Raw genomic sequence first — 17,103 nt, forward strand, 5'->3', positions numbered from 1 at the left:
GGGATGGCTGCATGGAACTAAAGATGTCTGAATTGGAAAGACAAGAGAAATACAAGTTGCTCATTGGGGGCATCATCCCTCGACCGATCGCTTGGGTGACTTCGATGGATGGAAATGGACTCGTCAATGCAGCACCATTCAGTTATTTTAACGTTGCAAGCATTGAGCCCATGATGATTTCAGTCGCAGTCATGCGCAAGCCAGGAGGGAATCGAAAAGATACGGCTCGAAACATACAGGACACGGGTGAATTTGTGGTGAACATGGTGGATGTGCACAATGTCGATGTCATGAATCAGACGTCAGCTGATTATCCTTCCGAAGTGAGCGAGGTGACAGAGCTCGGTTTGGAGTTGCAACCGTCCGCTGCTGTCAAGGTGCCTCGGCTTGGTGCTTCACGCATCCACTTTGAGTGTAAGCTTCATCAGATCGTTGAATTAGGTAGCCCGACTAGCTCGGATCTCATCATCGGGGAAGTCCTTCACGTTCACCTAGAGGATGCGCTATATCATCAGGGGAGAATTGATGCTGCGGCTTTTGCTCCAGTCAGTAGGCTTGCGGGGCATAGCTATGCGACATTGGGTGAAATATTTGACCGACCGAGACCGGTTTATACCGAATCCGAAAACAAGAAATCATAACGAACAGCAAAAGGCCGCCCGAGTATATCGAGGCGGTCTTTGCCATGGGGCGAGAGTGATTACTCTGGGACGAGGCCAGGGTAGCGGGACACTGCGTCGGGCCTGATCCATCGATCGTACTCTCCAGAAGTACTGGCGTTTACGGGCGGGCCGTAGGGGGTGACGTTTGGCTCCATTCCTTGTGGGTGAACGACACTCTGTTGATAGTAATAATGGCGATCGCTTTGGATGAAGCTCCGATCTTCAGCCGGGTTCGTAGAGCAACCCGTAAGTATACAAATCGCCACCAGCCATAGGAGCGGCATGATAGATCACCTCACTTGTAGCGTGAGCGGGATCGCGGCGTTTCATGCAGAGCTTGGCCGATATCCGTCCGAGGTCGGAGGACAAATCCCTCTACGGCCCATTTTGCCAAAAGCGGCCGTGGGGTATCCTGTAGATACAAAGTAAGCGGAACCTGAAGAGAGGAAGGAATGCGACGATGGAAAGACGTTTATATCGTTCACAACAGGATAAACGATTGTTTGGGATCTGTGGAGGGATTGCTCAGTTTCTTAATATTGACTCGACGCTGGTTCGTGTCGGGGTCGTCATTTTGACAGTTTGCACTGGGGTTCCTATTTTAATTTACTTGCTGTTGGCGATGATCATGCCCAAAGAACCACGTTGGTCTGACGCGGCAGATGGATACGATATTTATGAGCGACCGTACAAAAGCCAACCCCAAGCGCGCATGAGTGATCTGGATTCCGAGATTGATCGTCTGGAAAAACGGGCTCTGGTTCAAGAGGTACAACGTCTGCGCACAGAACTGGGAAAGTACAAAAACGTGTAAACCCGCAAAGAGACTTCCTGAATTGTACAGGGAGTCTTTTTTCATTCATACCTTATTAGGCTGAACACCCCCGGTATTTTTGTGAAAAATAAAGGCCTGTCTGCCGGATGGAGGAATGGAAACAAATGGTTTCTGGCGCATAACATGTAAGGTGGAATATGTACATAGGGAGGGAAAGGCAGTGTATCTCGGCGTGTTCGATTTGAAACAGCGTTTGGAGCAGACTCGTAAAGTTTTGCGAGAAAAACAGCATCTGAAAAAGCTGATTGAAGAAGACATCCATGATCTGGAAAAAGACGTTCAAGATCTGGAGGCAATGACAGGCGATAAGAAGTTGGCAACAATTATTCAAGGGTAAGTGAGTGGAGCAGGGCATACGTCTTGGTCTGCTGGTAAACCGATGTAAAAAGTGGCTGCTGCATGAGAATGCGGCGAGCCACTTTTTTTCGTCTCACGTATCGGTTATTGGGCAACAGCTGAGTCAATCAGTTTCTCCACGATGACGGGAAGCATTTGAATAGCAGCACTGTTGGTCCCGTAGGTCTGGCTGTCCGCATACGTGCCTTCCATCAACAGACGCAGTGTGTAGGCCAACTCGTGCGGGTGGGGAGCTCCGAGCGCGGTTGACAGCTCAAGAAAGGTGTCGTGTACTCGCTTTTGATGGGCTGTGACGAGTTCACGAACGGGATGAGACGTATCGGGAAATTCTACTGCGACATTGATAAAGCAGCAGCCCCGAAAATCCGTGCAGGACGCTTTTACAGCCAAATCGCGAAAGAACTGAATGAGTTGCTCTCGGGGTTGATCAGGGTGCTTGGTTACACTAGTCGTCCATTCTGTCCAAAATGCCTGTTGCTTTCGACTCATGTAAGCCAGGATCAGGTCAGTTTTGGAAGCAAATTGTCGGTATACGCTCATCTTATTGATACCGGCCCGTTCGACCACGGCGTCTACACTGACTGCATGGATGCCCTCCTGATAAAACAGCTCTTCGGCGGCGTTCAAGATGATTTCTTGTGCCTCCGTCCGCGGGATTCGCGTTCGTTTACTGGAAGTCATGTCGTTACGCTTTCCAGACGTCTGCGACGATTTCGTAGGAGTGGAGACGATCAGCGTGCTCGAACATTTGCGTGGTAATCATCAGCTCGTCCGCCTGCGTCGAGTTCAGCAGTTCCTGTAGTTCTTTTTTCACCGTGTCAGGACTTCCAATAATCGAGGAGCGTAGCTGAGATTGAACAGATAGCTTTTCAAACTCGCTCCACAGGTCATCCATGTCGTCGACAGGCGGTTGGATCGGTTTGAGATCGCCGCGAATGATATTCAGGAATGCCTGAAAATGAGAGGTAGCGAGTCTTTCTGCTTTTTCGTCCGTATCTGCAGCCATGACATTGACGCCGACCATCGCATATGGCTTATCCAACACGTCGGATGGACGGAAGCTGTGACGGTACGTCTGCAGGGCAGGCAACGTATAGTTCGGCGAAAAATGGCCGGCAAAGGCAAAAGGCAATCCGAGCATTCCGGCTAGACGAGCACTAAAATCACTGGAGCCAAGTAGCCAAATCGGGATATTCAGCCCTTCACCGGGAATAGCGCGAACGCCTACGGGAGAATCACTCAAGCTCGGGTTCAGATACTCACGCAGCTCTTGCAGTAGCTCAGGAAAATCTTCTCCGCCGATTCTCAGATCGCGGCGCAACGCACGCGCCGTACGTTGGTCTGCACCTGGCGCTCTTCCTAGGCCGAGATCGATACGTCCAGGATATAGTGATTCCAAGGTGCCGAACTGTTCTGCAATCACCAGAGGGGCATGATTAGGCAGCATGATTCCGCCGGAGCCGACACGTAGCTTGGTCGTTCCGCCAGCGATGTGCCCGATTAAGACGGATGTAGCAGAGCTGGCTACGCTGGGCATGGAATGATGCTCTGCTAACCAGTAACGATGATAGCCCCACTTTTCCACATGCTGCGCCAGATCGAGGCTTTTCTTGTACGATTCGGTGGCGTTGCTTCCTTCTACAATCGGTGCGAGATCTAGAACGGACAGGGGAATATCCCGGAGCTGTTTGGGTGCTTGGCGTTCATTTATTTGTTCGGACATGTATAGGAAACCTCCTTTGAAGGTTTGTTACTAGGTAGTAACAAGTGTATTTGCATCATACGAATCAGGTAAGCAGCTGTCAAGGTATCGATGTTCGATCCAGCACATTGAAGGCACGTAAATAAAGGACTCCGCATAATTGTACAAGACTAATATGTGTAGTGGCGTTCACCCGTCCTTGTAGGTGTGCGGGAACGATTGCCTGACGCAGGCTAAGTGTGCTGATGCTAAACATGGATATGCCCAGCCCAAAGCAAAACTGGCCGGCTGAAAGAACGAGGGCCGTCATTCCGTCCGAGCCAAATGCCATCGGCGCGAATGGTCCTCCGTATGCAGCGATTGTACAAGAGCTGATCACAACTGTACCCATTCCAAACCGACGGAAGATGTTGGCGGGTCAACGTGGAATGCAATGACGTTTATGAAGAACAGAGCAGGCCAATCGTGAGGAACTACGAATCGAAGAATGCTATCATTCATAAAAAAAGAGGATATATGCTCTAATGCAGAGCATGATATCCTCTATTTATTTACGTCTAATGATTTCGCGTGGTTCTATTGTTTGGTCAAAATGACAGGTCCATCCGCAGTAATGGCGATAGTGTGCTCATACTGGGCAGAAAGCTGGCCATCACGTGTACGTGCTGTCCAACCATCTTCATCGATTTTGGCGTGATAGGTCCCGATGTTGAGCATAGGCTCAATCGTAATGACCATGCCTTCCTTCAGACGCTGTCCGCGTCCAGGAGGGCCAAAGTGGGGAACGTAAGGCTCCTCATGCATATCTTTTCCAATTCCATGACCGGTAAAGTCACGGACAACCGAGTATCCATTTGCCTGCGCAAAGGTCTGGATGGCGTGGGAAATGTCCCCGATCCGATTGCCGACGACAGCCTGCTCGATGCCTAAGTACAGCGACTTTTCGGTTACCTCCAGAAGACGTTTGGCTTCCGGAGAAACGTTACCTACTTCATATGACCAGGCCGAATCGGCGAGCCATCCGTCTTTTCGAACAACCATATCGATGGTTACAATATCACCGTCACGAAGCGGTTCTTTCTTGGGAAAACCATGGCAAATCACATCGTTTACAGAGCCGCAGGTCGCATACGGATAACCGGAATAACCTTTTTGCTCAGGGGTTGCTCCGTTTTTGACTAAGAACTCTTCCACAAATTGATCAATGTCCCAGGTAGTTACGCCGGGACGAATCATCGTCTTAATCTCTCGATGGCAAGCAGCCAAAATACGTCCTGCTGCGCGCATCAATTCGATTTCTTCGGGTGTCTTGAGGATAATCATCGATTCTCTCCTTGTCCTCGCTTTTGATTCGCAGATAAGTGATAGAAGAATTCTTATCTGCACAAGTGCTCGAAGACTCCACCAAACAAGCTTAGGGGAGCCAAGCTATCTAATCTTCTCTATCCATTATATAGTGTAGACCGATTTTCGGCTAATTGCCACCGTGAAAACTGCGTGGTAGGATGAGGAAGAAATAATCAACCCGGGGGGTAGGAAGCATGGACAAGTTTCAAGAACATCTGGCGAACTACCAGATACATGTAAAAGAAGACGCAGAAAAACGCGTCGCCTTTATTCGCGAGCAAATTGACGGACCAGGGTTGGGTGGAGCGGTCGTAGGTATTTCTGGTGGGATCGATAGTGCCGTGACAGCTGCGCTCTGTGTACGAGCACTTGGCAAGGAACGAGTCATCGGGGTTTGGTTGCCTGCCTATTCCCAAGATGTCCATGCAGAGGATGCACAGCGTCTGGCTGATGAGATTGGCCTGAATCTGGTGACAGTTGACGTAGGAGCTGCCTTTGATGCGATTGTTCCTGCTATTGAAGGCGTGTTGACACTGGACGCGAAAACAAAAGGAAATACAAAGGCTCGACTGCGCATGACAGCCTTGTATGCGGTCGCCAACCAAAAAGGATACCTGGTAGTAGATACATGCAACCGTAGTGAAGTCTACGTAGGATACATGACGAAGGGCGGCGATGGATTGGCTGACATCAATCCGGTTGCGAGCCTGACGAAGCATGAGGTGCGAATCCTGGCAGCAGAGCTGGGTGTGCCGACCACGATTATTACAAAGGCGCCATCTGCAGATTTGTGGGAAGGTCAAACGGACGAGCAGGAAATGGGCTTTACATATGAAGATCTGGATCGTCTCCTCATTACAGGTGAGACAAGACCAGAGGCAAAAGAACGTATTGAGTACCTCCATCGCATTTCCGAACATAAGCGTAAATTGATGCCGGAAATTTAATGGTTGGGTTACAGAGCCAACAGTTGATTCCTGGGCGATTTTGTACGATAATAGAAGTTATGCACAGATCTATCTGAGAAAGAGGTGGAACAGATGTCGACGACTGAATTGATGCTGAGAACAAGTCTGGAAGGACGTGTGAAGCGTACGTTGCAAACGTACTTCCGTCGCCCCAACTACGTGTTGATCAGTGAAAGCCTGGGAGCGAACGGCCTGTCCCCAGAGCAAGTGGAAGTAACCCTGGAGCTCTTGAAGCAAGATAGTACCGTTGCCGAAATCATGGAGCAACTGCGGGATAAAGGCTACTTCGCATAATGGTATGAACCAAATGAAAAGACCGGTCTGACGTATTACGCAGTCAGAACCGGTCTTTTTTTGTAAGCGAGGATCAGGCAGGGACAATCCAAGTCTTTTTCAAGAAGTGGATCGTCCTTGTACCGAGCGTCGCATTTTTTTGCGACGATATAACTGTAAGGCAGCGTGAACGATAAAGTAGCTGGATATTGCGACAACAAAACCCATCACAGCACTACCTGTAAAGTAGGCAAGACCTGTGTCTTTCATCCACAAAAGCCATTTTTCCCACGGTGGCATTTCTCCACCATGGACGAGGTGCTCATTTAATGGTTTGCCGACAATCGCGTACCCAATCTTGTAGTTGATTACCATGAAGACTGGCAATACGAGCTTGCCAATGACAAAAGCGATCAATCCAGCAGGTATGCTGGCTCGAAAAAATTTTAATAAAGGAAACAACAATAGGAACGCCAGACCGAAAGTAGGTAGTGTTATGAATTCGACGAAAATACCAATTGAAAAGCCACGGGCGACAAAAGAAGGTGCACCCTTCATTCGAATCAGCTTGTAATATTCGTACTTCAATTTGCGGTAGATTTTTTTCCACATCCGGCCTGTCCCTCGTTTTATCCCGTTTCTATTTATCTAGCTAATTATAGCGAATCGGCCTTTGGAAAGCCACGGGCACTTGCACATGATTCGCTATTTTTCTACAAAAAGTGCATTCATACGCAACGTAAATCGTGCTGCATTCTTCGTGAACTAGGTAAACGTACAACGAGGGCGAAATAAAGTCAACCGGGCTGATTTGAGAAAGGTGTAATCTTTTGGCATAATGAGTGTAGGGCAGACAGGCCGGAAAAGTGGTGACGCATGTGGAAGAGATGATGGCGAGTTTTGGCGGTTATATTACGCAGTATGGATATGGAGCACTGTTTGGTTTGTTTTTTCTGGGGATTCTGGGAATGCCTCTTCCAGAAGAAACGTTGCTCGTTTTTTCCGGATTTCTTGTCTCTACGGGCAAACTGGAGTATTGGCCTACCTTTTTCGTTTGTTTTCTCGGTTCAGTAACAGCAATGACAGCAGCATACTGGATTGGGAGAACACTCGGGTTTCCTTTTCTCGAGCGTTATGGCAAACGAATGGGAATGGGATACACCGTCTACAAAAAAACCGAGGATTGGTTTAATCGGGTAGGAAAGTGGGCGCTACCTGTCGGCTACTTTATTCCAGGAGTACGGCAGTTTACGGCATATTTTGCCGGAATTACGCGGTTGCCGTTTCCAACCTTTATGCTTTACACATACGTAGGAGGTCTTTTTTGGAGCCTTCTGTTTGTCACGCTAGGCTGGCAGCTAGGGGAACGCTGGGATGATGTGTTTGATCTCATTTCCCGCAACCTCGCTATCTTTTTCCTTGCTGTGCTGGCTGTTATCGCCATTTGGTCGTACATTCGGCATAAACAAAATGCGGCGAGAAAACCAAAAAGGGAGGAATCGCAATGAACGAAGAGGATCGCAAACCGGAAGAAAACGGCATGACAGAGGATAATCACAAGGCCAAGGCCGAAGAAAATCACAAGCCCGAAGAAAAAACACTGGAAAACTTGCCTTCCGTGCGTCAAACGCAAGAGCTGATTCCCGTCGTTCTACCTGAAAAGCATCAGCGCTTTTACGATAAACTCCGTGAAAAAATCGAGAGCTTCATTAAGGATAAAGGGGTCAATGATACAGTCGCCAGCTATATCTTATTGGCTCCGGACCTGTTCGTCCTACTTGCCCGCCTGATGCTGGACAAGCGTGTGAGTGTACCGTCCAAAGCGATTGCGGGCGTTGCCGTAGCGTATTTCATCGCGCCGATTGATTTCATTCCAGAAGTGCTTGTCGGCGGTTTTGGATTACTGGATGACGTGATTCTGGCAGTGTACGCCTTGCGTCGCATTCTCGTAGATGTGGATGAAACGATCGTTCGCGAGCACTGGAATGGGGAAGAGGATTTGCTCGGGGTGATTACCAAGGTCATCAAATCGGCCGATGATCTGGTCGGGAAAAAGATCGTGAAAAAGCTAGAAGAGACGCTGTTTCGAAAAAAATAGGCTGGGATGGGAGAGCAGATGAAATATTTAGCGGAGTATCAGGAAGGAGAGCGGGTTGTCGCTTTTTGCCTGGTGAAATCAAAAGAATCCGGTGTGGCCAGTAATCAGAGTGAGTATCTCAATCTGGAGCTGGGTGATCGCTCCGGGACGATCATGGCAAAGCTATGGGATGTCAACGCAGAATTGAAGGAATCGATCGTAGTCAAAGCAGTTGTCAAAATCGATGCCACGGTACAAAATTATCGCGGGAAGAAACAACTCGTTATTCAGCGGATCAGACCTGCGTCTTCTTCAGACGAGGTGCTCATGGAGTCGCTGATTCCCATTTCCCCTGTTCCGGTTAACGAGCTGTGGGAAAAGCTGGAGAACACGGTCGAAAGTTTGCAGAGCAAGACGCTGCAGGCCATCATCAAGGATGCTTTGTCCAGTGAAGAGATCAGTGACCGACTGCGTCACTACCCAGCAGGCGTGCGTATGCATCACAGCTACTATCACGGATTGCTCGAGCATATCGTTTCGTTGTTGACGGCAGCTGAAAGGCTCTTGCCGCTCTATCCACAGGTCGACAGAGATGTGCTATACGCTACTTGCATCATGCATGACATCGGGAAATTGTACGAGCTCTCCGATCCGATCGCACCGGATTACACGACACCTGGTCAATTGATTGGACATTTGGTTATGGGTGTGGAAATCGTGAGCGGGATTTGCCGCGAGCTCGATATTCCTCTGGGCGATGCAGAAGTATTGCATCTCAAGCACTGCATCCTCAGTCATCATGGTGAAGTGGAAAATGGTTGGGGAAGTGCCGTATCCGGAAAAACACCTACTGCGGTCCTTTTTCATTATCTCGATCAGATTGACAGCAAGATGAACGCCTTGGGCCAGACATTGGCTGACGCAGGCGAGGAAGAATGGGCGTATGCCGGAGTGCTCAGAAGAAAAGTGTGGCGTGGTTATTAATTCACAAGATGTAGTCGTCTGTAATCATACAGGCGACTATTTTTTTAGTACAAAAGAAACGTTTTCCAGAATGTAACCGTCTTTATTAGGAACTACTTCAAAAGGGAGGAGTACACATGAAAAAATGGAACAAGGCTGCTTTTTTAGTGGTAGCTGCCAGTTTGCTCGCAACATCTGCTGTATTAACCGGACCAACATCTGCTTATGCGATCAACAAAAGCGAGGCAGAAGTCATACCATTACCAGCAGACCTGGTACAGGTACTTAAAGATCTGAAAGAAGACTATGTACCGGCCCTAGGTAACTTGCATACGGATTCGTTTGTCAAAGACGGTTCTGAATACCGGATTGCGCTTTCCGATAAGAAGAGCAAGATCACTGCAGGGATCTCACTCTCCCTCGTTGTAGATGAGAATGGAAACATCCTGTCCCTCGAACTGTCTGATCCGGATCGTGATAAGACCAAACATTTTGACAAAGAGGTACAATACAAACAGGCAGTCAGCTTCATTCGGGAGCAAGTCGGTATCGATCATGCTGTCGCCTCGCAAGGATTCCTGTCCACACGCAAGGGAACAGGAACAGAGAATTTGATGGTGGTTCCTTTTTATCAGAAACAAAACGATATCCCAGTGAAAAAACAAATGGGGGAGGTCATGGTAGACGCTGACGGTCAAATCGTAAAGTTTTATCAAAAGAAACAGAAGCTCCCTCTCGTCCTAGACATAGCGGACCCGAAGAAAGCTGTAGCGAACGGTCTTGCCAAACAATCGTGGGAAGAAGCTCTGTCGATGAAGCTCGTCTACGATCAGGAAAAGGCGAAGCTCGTTTACATCCCTGAGAATGAGCCGATGATCGATAGCTTGACAGGTCAAGTCGTCCCTGACATCTACGTTGAGGACCAAGAAGAGCTGAAAATCAAAGGAACCGCTACAAAAGACTTGTGGAAAGATCAAAAGAACTTGGAAAAAATGCTCAGCGAAAGCTTAAATCTGACCGTCAGCCGACTCAAATACGATTTCGTGACGGAAAAGGATAAAAAGAGCGACATCGATGTGTACGAATGGAAATCCGTTGTGAATGAGACTGCAACAATCACGCTAGACCGTAAGACGCGTACGCCGATCCAGGTTAAATTGGATGGGCAAGCCGAAGCGATACCGGAAAAGCCGCTCACCGTTAACGAAGGCAAGAAATTGGCATTGCAATACGTCGAGAAGTATTTGCTCACGAACGAGCAGTCCTTTGAATTGAAAACGACTAGTTTGACTGACAAATTGCCTGCGTGGGTGGATCAGGAGCAGGGACGACTTCAGCCTTCGTACCGTTTTGATTTTTATCCACAAACCGATGGAATCCCTACGAAAAAACCGCTCTATACGATTGAGATCGACGCCAATAAAGGCAAAGTCGTTCTGGTCCGAGTGTCTGATACCGTCAGTCCGCCAAGCAATCTGAACCAAAAGGGATTGATCGGTGAAAAGCAAGCAAAAGAATCGTTCCTGAAGACAGTCTATCTGCGTCAGGATTACTGGTACGCAAAAGCAGGCAATCAGACAGCAGATATCCCACAGCTCGTTTACGTAGCGACAGAAAGCAGTCTCTCCCATGCGATCGATGCACACAGCGGCGCTACAGAAGACGATTGGCTGGAGTGGGAAGAATAAGAGTGTAAGTCTGGCATCTTTGTGCCAGGCTTTTCTTATACGTTTGAATCATAGCGGACAACCACGCTCCGCAGGTTTCAGGCACCTTAATTATCGGAATAGAGAAACACTTTGTACGAGGTAGGATTTTTTTTCTTTTTGTAGAATAACTCTTTGATTCCCATTTGATTGGCAAACAACGCCGGTCACGAGAAGGAGAAAGTTCATGAAACGGCCAACTTATACCCTACCAAGTATTGTAAAAAAGGTATTCCGGTCCGGTGAGCGCTCCCTCCCCCGAACAGAAGTCTGCTCCCGGATGGAAGCGAACGAGCTGAATGCTTTTTTGAATCTAGACAGTGCTGCACTGCTTGATAAAGTGCTGGTACTGGAGCAGTCGCCCGTACGGGTTGGGAGCTCTGACGCGATTGTGGAATTGACCTACCAACCTCATCAGTTGTTTGATCTGGCGTACCGTTTTTTGCGAGAGACCCTCACACCTAAAAAAATGGACCAGATCGTGGCGGAGCTTCGTCGTCAAACTCAGTTTGGCTGGAATCAAATTCAACGGCTTTTGCAGTTGGAGAAGGATCCTCGCTTTGTGCAGTATCAAGGCGATCCTCGCTGGTTCCTGGCTGAGTGGACGTTGGGCAACGATCAAGTATTCGCCTTTTGCCGTGACAATGGCATCACACAGGTAACTTCGCGCTCCCTGGTGCACTTTTTGGAGCAGGAAGTGGGTATTGCTGCTGATGCAGCTTTCCTGCCAGTTCTGGATGATCGATTCCGGATTGATGGAGAACGCTTGTACATCATTGTTCGCAGTGAAGAGCCAAATGAAGAAGAGTCGGCGGTTATGGAAATTGCAGTCACCGTCGCTTCCGAAACGATAACGAAGACCGAGGAAGAAACAGAAGAAGACCTGACCGAATCGGGACAAAACGTGCAGCTTTTGGAAGAACATCATGAATCAACTTACACTAAGGAGGAAAAGACAATGAATACCGTTACCAATGAGCAAGTCTTACAAGAGGTTCAAGAGCTGTTGCAGCAGGCAATCGAGCGTCTGGAATCCCGTCAGCATGAAATGTCCCAAGAAGTCGTGAACCATTTTCAACAAAGCAATATGCAAGCTATAGAAGTGCTGATGAAAGAGAAACATAAGCATGAGCAGATCGTACTCGGCATTCAACAAGTGCTGGCTACCAGTGAACAACAATGAGTAAGCTTGAGGCTACGATCCGGTTGGAGCAGAGGTTTGCCTTGCTGCGCGAAGTCATCGCGATGTATCGGATTCGGCTTCAAGAAATGGAGCAAGAAGTGGTGCAGCTTTTCACCACCAATCAGCTCTCTGCTATATCTGCATGCATGGGCGAGAAGCAGCGCATCGTCAGGCTGATGAACCGTTTGGAGCAGTTTATCAACCAGTGGGAACACAATGGCGAAGTGGGTATCGTACATGAATCAAAACGAGAACACTTGAACACATGAAGAATAATGCGGTAAAATAGGGGGATTGTGCAGGATTCCCCGCGCATGCCGCGTGGGATGGAAAGGAGATCCAAACCCTCTATGTCTGTTGGAAGAAACGAATTGTGCCCCTGCGGGAGCGGGAAAAAATACAAAAAATGCTGCGGCGTGGTCACACCGATCACGGAGCTGCGCAGTCGCCATGAGCAAAAGCTGCAGAAGGAATACGCTGGCTGGGTGGAACGTTTGAACCACTTTGTGGGTGCAAATGTGACCAGTGAGGTAATTTCGGATGCACGTAGTCTTTTTGCCGAGGAGATTGGTCTTTCAGAAGAGAGTGTCATGCGTCCGGAATGGGCAGCTCACTTCTTCAACTGGTGTGTGCTCGATGTGAAAACAGGTGGCAGTACGCTGCTGGAAAATTACGTAAAGCAGCACGGCCGCAGAATGGAGCCAGATCTTCGTCGTGCGTTCGCTCGACTACACCTAAATGTGTATGAGGTCATGGAGGTAGATCGTGATGTGCTGACGGTTCAACAACCGATCAGTCACGAAACGCACTATTTGCTGCGATCCAACAATTTGCAGGTGGAGCCAGGTCAAGTCATCGTAGGACGTCTGTTGAATCTGGGATTGCGTGATATGCTGTTCTCGGGCAGCATCATCCTGCAACCACATGTTAAACAGCCGATTCTGGAATGGCTAAAAGAGCATCCAGAGGTAGAGGAAGCGGCCAACGATACAGCCAAACGTGTGTATACGACGGACTTGTACCGCTTTATCGTTCAGTTTGGCGATGAAGGAAGCGACGAAGTGAAGAGCGCAGATGCCTTGCTACGTCGTAGCTATGCCGTTGTGAACCGCAATCAGCTAATCAAGGAAATGGAAGCGACTCGCTCCTTTGAACTGAAGAGAAAAGACGCTGCCAACGAAATCTGGGTGTATGCGACACGCAAAGAGGAGCATCTGTTCCCTGCATTGAAGGGGGCATTGCTCGAGTTGTATGAAGTACAGGCAGAGGTCCTGATCCAGGATGACAAGATCATGCTGGAAGGATACGCGCCACAGCTAGATGAAGTAGCGGATCTGCTGCAGCTGCACCCTTTGCAGGACGAAGAAGAAATTCGCGTCTTGTCCTCGACGGGCTCCAAGCTCTCGAAGGGCACGCTCTTTATCACCAGCCAGCCTACATTGCCTCCAAAAGTGCTGCAATGGGCGGTTCAAACGTACTTCGCAGAAAAATGGCTGGTTACACCGCATGAGTCGTTGGACGAGCTTGCACCGATCCTGGTCGCAGCATCGGATAATGCAGAGCTGAATGGCAAGCTGCAAAGCCTCATGGAACAGATGGAACAAGACAACAAGCTGGGACAAGGATTGGCACGGTTCATTCGCATGGACATGCTCCGTCCCCGTTTGGCCCTCGAAAATAAAGACCTGCATGTAAACAACTTGTTGCGACGCCCATTGATCGAGGGATTGCCGGAGAGCGTGTATACGGTCCATCCTGATCGTCTGGCGGACATGAGCCGTTTTGTGCAGGAAATGACAGAAGGCAAGTCTGAAGCAACTGTCAAAAAGTATGATGAGGTCATGAACAATTTCCGATCCTTTGTTCGTGGAGCATTCGGTCCGACCTTTACGTGGGATCAGTTGCGCAAAGAAGATCTCGTCTACTTCCTGGTGCATGATATTTACGTCCGCACGGATGCTACGACGAAGACATTGGCTACGAACCTGTTGTCTGTCTTGACCGCGTTCTTCAAGTGGTTGGACAAGCAAGGTGTCGCAGGTCTGCATTCCGAGACCCAGCCATTGTTGGTCGAGCTGAAAGAGACGCTTCCAGAAGCGTATCGCTTGCGCGGTGTGCTGGAGAAGGAAGCAAATCAAAATCTCTACGGAAACACGAATGGCCTTACCCAATTGGCAGAAGAAACGATTATGCTTCTGGAGCCAGACAAGAACGGGTGGATTGCCAAACGTTCCAACGGAGAAAAGATCAAGCTGTCGCTGGAAGCAGATGCCGGACAGGTATTGTCTTCGGATTGGTTGATCGCTGGACTCTTTGGCCAAACAGAGGACGGCAGCTGGAAGGTGTATGGTACACCAGAGCTGTATCCACCTGTTGTTGCCCTGCTGTTGGGTGTTCCGACGAGCGTCTTGGTATAAAAAAGAAGGGTGTTCCCTTGTAGCTGCGTCTACACGAGGGGGACACCCTTTTTTAGTCGAAAAAAAGGGGCCATCCCAGTATCGGGACAGCCCCTTTCGTTATTTTTACCTTATGTGCGAGCCCATTCACGAACGGTTTCATCTTTGGGAAGGAAGAACCCGAGAATCCCGATCAAAGGCAACAGAGAGCAAAGAGTAATGACAAAGGTCAGATCAAACTTGTCAGCGAGAGAGCCGAACACGAGGCTACCCATCCCGCCCATTCCAAATGCCAGTCCGGTAATGAGACCGGAGACAGTCCCGATTCGACCAGGGAGCAATTCCTGAGCGTACACGACGGTAACAGAAAAGCTGGAAAGCATGATCAATCCGCTCAAGAAGAGGACGGGATAGACCCAGATACCAGATACGTAAGGAGTGAGGATCGTTAATGGAACGGCACCGAGTGTCGATAGGATCAGCAAGTTGCGTTTCCCGAAACGGTCAGAGAGAGGTCCTCCCAAGAACGTTCCGATAGCGCCTGCCATCAAAAATCCAAAGACGACAACTTGCGCGTGCGAGTACTCAACTCCTTTAACGTACATCAAGAAAAACTGATAGAAGCTTTGGAATCCAGCATTCATCCATGAACGTACGCTGACGATCAGCACGAGCAGTCCGAGTGCGATAAATCGTTTTTTACGATGTGTATAAGCGACCGTAGTAGAAACTGCTTTTTTCAACCGCTGTTGACCACGGTACCAGAGAGCGACGTAGAGCAGAACACCACTTGCGACAATGGCAGGCATCAGAAACCACTTGGCTCCGGTCTGTCCCAGGTTGGCAAAGATCAAAATAGTCATCAGTGGAGCAAGTGCCTGGCCAGCATTTCCCCCTACCTGAAAGATGGACTGTCCCAAGCCTCTGCGTACGCCGGAAGCTTGATGGGCAAAACGGGATGCCTCTGGGTGGAAGACTGCTGAGCCGATCCCTACGCAGGCGACCGCCAACAGGACCAGAAAGTAATTGCCAGCAAAAGCGAGGGCTAACATACCGAGACCAGAAACGAGCAATGCGATAGGAGGCAGGAATGGGCGAGATTTTCGATCAGATAAGTAGCCGACAATGGGCTGTAGGACAGAGGAGGTAAGATTCATAACCAACAGAATAAGGCCGACTTGCGTAAAGCTCAATGCGAGGTTTTTTTCCAGGATGGGCAGCAGCGCCGGGATAACGGATTGCAAGCTGTCATTCAATAAATGAACGATACTAATTGCAAACAGCATCCGATACACAGTAGGAGCCGCCTTCTCCGTAGGCGATGCATGAATGGGTGTAGATGTGGCACTCATATGGTTCATCTCCAATTTTTTTCTGTGAAAAACGTCCAGCCGTTTTTCTTCTCTAAGGATAGGACTGTTTCCTAGTTAACAGTTTCGTTCTCACTTTAGCACGGAATACGCCATACGTCATCCATGTAATACTGTCATATAGAGGAGTTCTATAGAAGACAAATGACGAAGGATCTTTTCAAAGAAGTAGGAATTGTAAGGCTCTTGTCGAAAAAGAGAGAAAGAGATGAAAGCTGATGGAACAAAGAAGCGAAAAATGGAACGAACATGACCGTGTGCAAATCGGCAAAAGAGGGGTGCTTGTATGCTGGAGGGGATGAAAGAGTACTGGATGTGCGTAGGTGGCGCCAATGTGGATGTACAGGGGGTCACGTCCGCCCGATTGCTCCCTGGGACCAGTAACCCGGGAATCGTCCATCAAGCGGCAGGTGGAGTGGCTCGTAACGTGGCAGAAAATCTGGGATGGCTGGGGGAAGAAGTCCATTTGTATGCATTGGTTGGTGAAGATGCTGATGGCGAATGGCTACGCCAGATAACAGCGGACAGTGGCGTGGCTACACACGGGATGATGAGAGTCTCTGGAAAATCCACAGGGCGGTATTTGGCCATTCGTGATCTGGATGGAGAATTGTACACGGCAGTGGCCGATATGGCCATCAATGAAGCGTGGACAGATGCGATGGTGCGAGATGTGATAAAAAGACTCCCACAGGTAACGGGGGTGTTTCTGGACGCCAATCTTCCTGTTCATGTAATGGAAGCGTTGCTGGAAGAAGCGAATCGAAAAGGGAAAAAAGTAATCGCAGACCCGGTCTCCGTTAAGAAGGCGAAAAAATGGAGGGGGAGATTGGAGGGAATGTTCTCGCTCGTAGGCAGCATCGATGAGATGGAAGCCCTGAGTGGACAGTCACTTCATTCCTATAATGACGTGGAGAAATGTGCCCATGCATTAGTGGTAGGTGGGGTAACCCAAGTCATGGTGATTTGCGGGGAGGCAGGCTTGTACTTATGCAACGAGAGGGAATCGCTGTGGCTGCCGGCACCTACTACCCAAATCAGAGAAATGGCAGGAGACGCGTTTGTAGCCGGTGTGATCTTCGCCCAAGACAAAACGTCTTTCCTGTTTGAACAAGCCGCTTACGGTATCGCATTGGCGGAAATGAGCATACAGAAAAAAGGGAAAGTCGACTTGAATGAATTTTTGCTGCGAAAAGAGTTCTTCGCTTCCAAACAGAACCAAATCATGAATCGGGATTCGGAAGGAGCGGTATGAGAGGAAGAA

20 protein-coding genes are annotated in these 17,103 nt (G+C 49.0%); 14 read left to right on the forward strand and 6 right to left on the reverse strand.

What is annotated here, in order from left to right; genetic code table 11:
• Positions 1-11 precede the first annotated feature (11 nt).
• A complete protein-coding gene (locus tag AN963_RS20335) occupies positions 12-641 on the forward strand; it encodes a flavin reductase family protein (protein ID WP_055746401.1) in 630 nt (209 codons plus the stop codon).
• 59 nt (positions 642-700) lie between these two features.
• Here AN963_RS20335 and AN963_RS30435 read toward each other — a convergent pair whose 3' ends face one another.
• Positions 701-946, reverse strand: a complete 246-nt coding sequence (locus tag AN963_RS30435) for a hypothetical protein (RefSeq protein WP_083497009.1) — start codon at positions 944-946, stop codon at positions 701-703.
• Between the two features lie 176 nt (positions 947-1,122).
• Here AN963_RS30435 and AN963_RS20340 point away from each other — a divergent pair, with 176 nt between their 5' ends.
• Complete coding sequence (locus AN963_RS20340; protein WP_055746402.1) at positions 1,123-1,476, forward strand: PspC domain-containing protein; 354 nt, start codon at positions 1,123-1,125, stop codon at positions 1,474-1,476.
• 181 nt (positions 1,477-1,657) lie between these two features.
• Entirely contained in the window at positions 1,658-1,834 is a 177-nt protein-coding gene (locus AN963_RS31565; RefSeq protein WP_169791935.1) for a hypothetical protein, read from the forward strand.
• Positions 1,835-1,938: 104 nt separating this feature from the next.
• On the opposite strand, the gene AN963_RS20345 is transcribed toward AN963_RS31565, so the two are convergent.
• The gene (locus tag AN963_RS20345; RefSeq protein WP_055746403.1) at positions 1,939-2,535 is read right to left on the reverse strand and encodes a TetR/AcrR family transcriptional regulator; all 597 of its coding nucleotides are present in this window, start codon (positions 2,533-2,535) and stop codon (positions 1,939-1,941) included.
• 4 nt (positions 2,536-2,539) lie between these two features.
• Positions 2,540-3,577 carry an LLM class flavin-dependent oxidoreductase gene (locus AN963_RS20350; RefSeq protein ID WP_055746404.1) on the reverse strand — a complete coding sequence of 346 codons (1,038 nt, stop codon included), beginning with the start codon at positions 3,575-3,577 and terminating at the stop codon, positions 2,540-2,542.
• A gap of 224 nt (positions 3,578-3,801) precedes the next feature.
• Here AN963_RS20350 and AN963_RS20355 point away from each other — a divergent pair, with 224 nt between their 5' ends.
• Positions 3,802-3,993, forward strand: coding sequence for a hypothetical protein (locus AN963_RS20355; protein WP_152985705.1), 192 nt, complete (start codon positions 3,802-3,804; stop codon positions 3,991-3,993).
• 139 nt (positions 3,994-4,132) lie between these two features.
• On the opposite strand, the gene map is transcribed toward AN963_RS20355, so the two are convergent.
• Complete coding sequence (gene map / locus AN963_RS20360; protein WP_055746406.1) at positions 4,133-4,879, reverse strand: type I methionyl aminopeptidase; 747 nt, start codon at positions 4,877-4,879, stop codon at positions 4,133-4,135.
• A 218-nt stretch (positions 4,880-5,097) separates the two neighbouring features.
• Between map and nadE the strand changes: the two genes are divergently transcribed.
• Together nadE and AN963_RS20370 are read left to right on the forward strand one after the other, a co-directional pair.
• Positions 5,098-5,850 (forward strand): NAD(+) synthase, encoded by a 753-nt coding sequence (gene nadE, locus AN963_RS20365; protein ID WP_055746407.1) that lies wholly within the window; start codon positions 5,098-5,100, stop codon positions 5,848-5,850.
• A 93-nt stretch (positions 5,851-5,943) separates the two neighbouring features.
• Positions 5,944-6,165 (forward strand): hypothetical protein, encoded by a 222-nt coding sequence (locus tag AN963_RS20370; RefSeq protein WP_055746408.1) that lies wholly within the window; start codon positions 5,944-5,946, stop codon positions 6,163-6,165.
• 99 nt (positions 6,166-6,264) lie between these two features.
• Here AN963_RS20370 and AN963_RS20375 read toward each other — a convergent pair whose 3' ends face one another.
• Positions 6,265-6,756, reverse strand: coding sequence for a DUF2062 domain-containing protein (locus AN963_RS20375; RefSeq protein ID WP_055746409.1), 492 nt, complete (start codon positions 6,754-6,756; stop codon positions 6,265-6,267).
• A gap of 275 nt (positions 6,757-7,031) precedes the next feature.
• Between AN963_RS20375 and AN963_RS20380 the strand changes: the two genes are divergently transcribed.
• The 7 genes from AN963_RS20380 (at position 7,032) to AN963_RS20410 (ending at position 14,490) form a co-directional block, all read left to right on the forward strand.
• The gene (locus AN963_RS20380) at positions 7,032-7,652 is read left to right on the forward strand and encodes a DedA family protein (RefSeq protein WP_407922565.1); all 621 of its coding nucleotides are present in this window, start codon (positions 7,032-7,034) and stop codon (positions 7,650-7,652) included.
• Positions 7,653-7,684: 32 nt separating this feature from the next.
• Complete coding sequence (locus AN963_RS20385) at positions 7,685-8,242, forward strand: YkvA family protein (protein WP_055747802.1); 558 nt, start codon at positions 7,685-7,687, stop codon at positions 8,240-8,242.
• 18 nt (positions 8,243-8,260) lie between these two features.
• Positions 8,261-9,205, forward strand: a complete 945-nt coding sequence (locus AN963_RS20390) for a 3'-5' exoribonuclease YhaM family protein (protein WP_055746411.1) — start codon at positions 8,261-8,263, stop codon at positions 9,203-9,205.
• A 116-nt stretch (positions 9,206-9,321) separates the two neighbouring features.
• The gene (locus tag AN963_RS20395; RefSeq protein WP_055746412.1) at positions 9,322-10,872 is read left to right on the forward strand and encodes a YcdB/YcdC domain-containing protein; all 1,551 of its coding nucleotides are present in this window, start codon (positions 9,322-9,324) and stop codon (positions 10,870-10,872) included.
• 205 nt (positions 10,873-11,077) lie between these two features.
• Positions 11,078-12,073, forward strand: coding sequence for a hypothetical protein (locus tag AN963_RS20400; RefSeq protein WP_055746413.1), 996 nt, complete (start codon positions 11,078-11,080; stop codon positions 12,071-12,073).
• Entirely contained in the window at positions 12,070-12,342 is a 273-nt protein-coding gene (locus AN963_RS20405; RefSeq protein ID WP_055746414.1) for a hypothetical protein, read from the forward strand. Before AN963_RS20400 ends, AN963_RS20405 begins: the two co-directional genes overlap by 4 nt.
• An 81-nt stretch (positions 12,343-12,423) precedes the next feature.
• The gene (locus AN963_RS20410; RefSeq protein ID WP_055746415.1) at positions 12,424-14,490 is read left to right on the forward strand and encodes a YecA family protein; all 2,067 of its coding nucleotides are present in this window, start codon (positions 12,424-12,426) and stop codon (positions 14,488-14,490) included.
• A gap of 110 nt (positions 14,491-14,600) precedes the next feature.
• On the opposite strand, the gene AN963_RS20415 is transcribed toward AN963_RS20410, so the two are convergent.
• Positions 14,601-15,821, reverse strand: coding sequence for an MFS transporter (locus AN963_RS20415; protein WP_055746416.1), 1,221 nt, complete (start codon positions 15,819-15,821; stop codon positions 14,601-14,603).
• 304 nt (positions 15,822-16,125) lie between these two features.
• Between AN963_RS20415 and AN963_RS20420 the strand changes: the two genes are divergently transcribed.
• Positions 16,126-17,094, forward strand: a complete 969-nt coding sequence (locus tag AN963_RS20420) for a carbohydrate kinase family protein (protein WP_055746417.1) — start codon at positions 16,126-16,128, stop codon at positions 17,092-17,094.
• Positions 17,095-17,103 lie beyond the last annotated feature (9 nt).

The organism is Brevibacillus choshinensis (genome assembly GCF_001420695.1).
Classification (GTDB): domain Bacteria; phylum Bacillota; class Bacilli; order Brevibacillales; family Brevibacillaceae; genus Brevibacillus; species Brevibacillus choshinensis.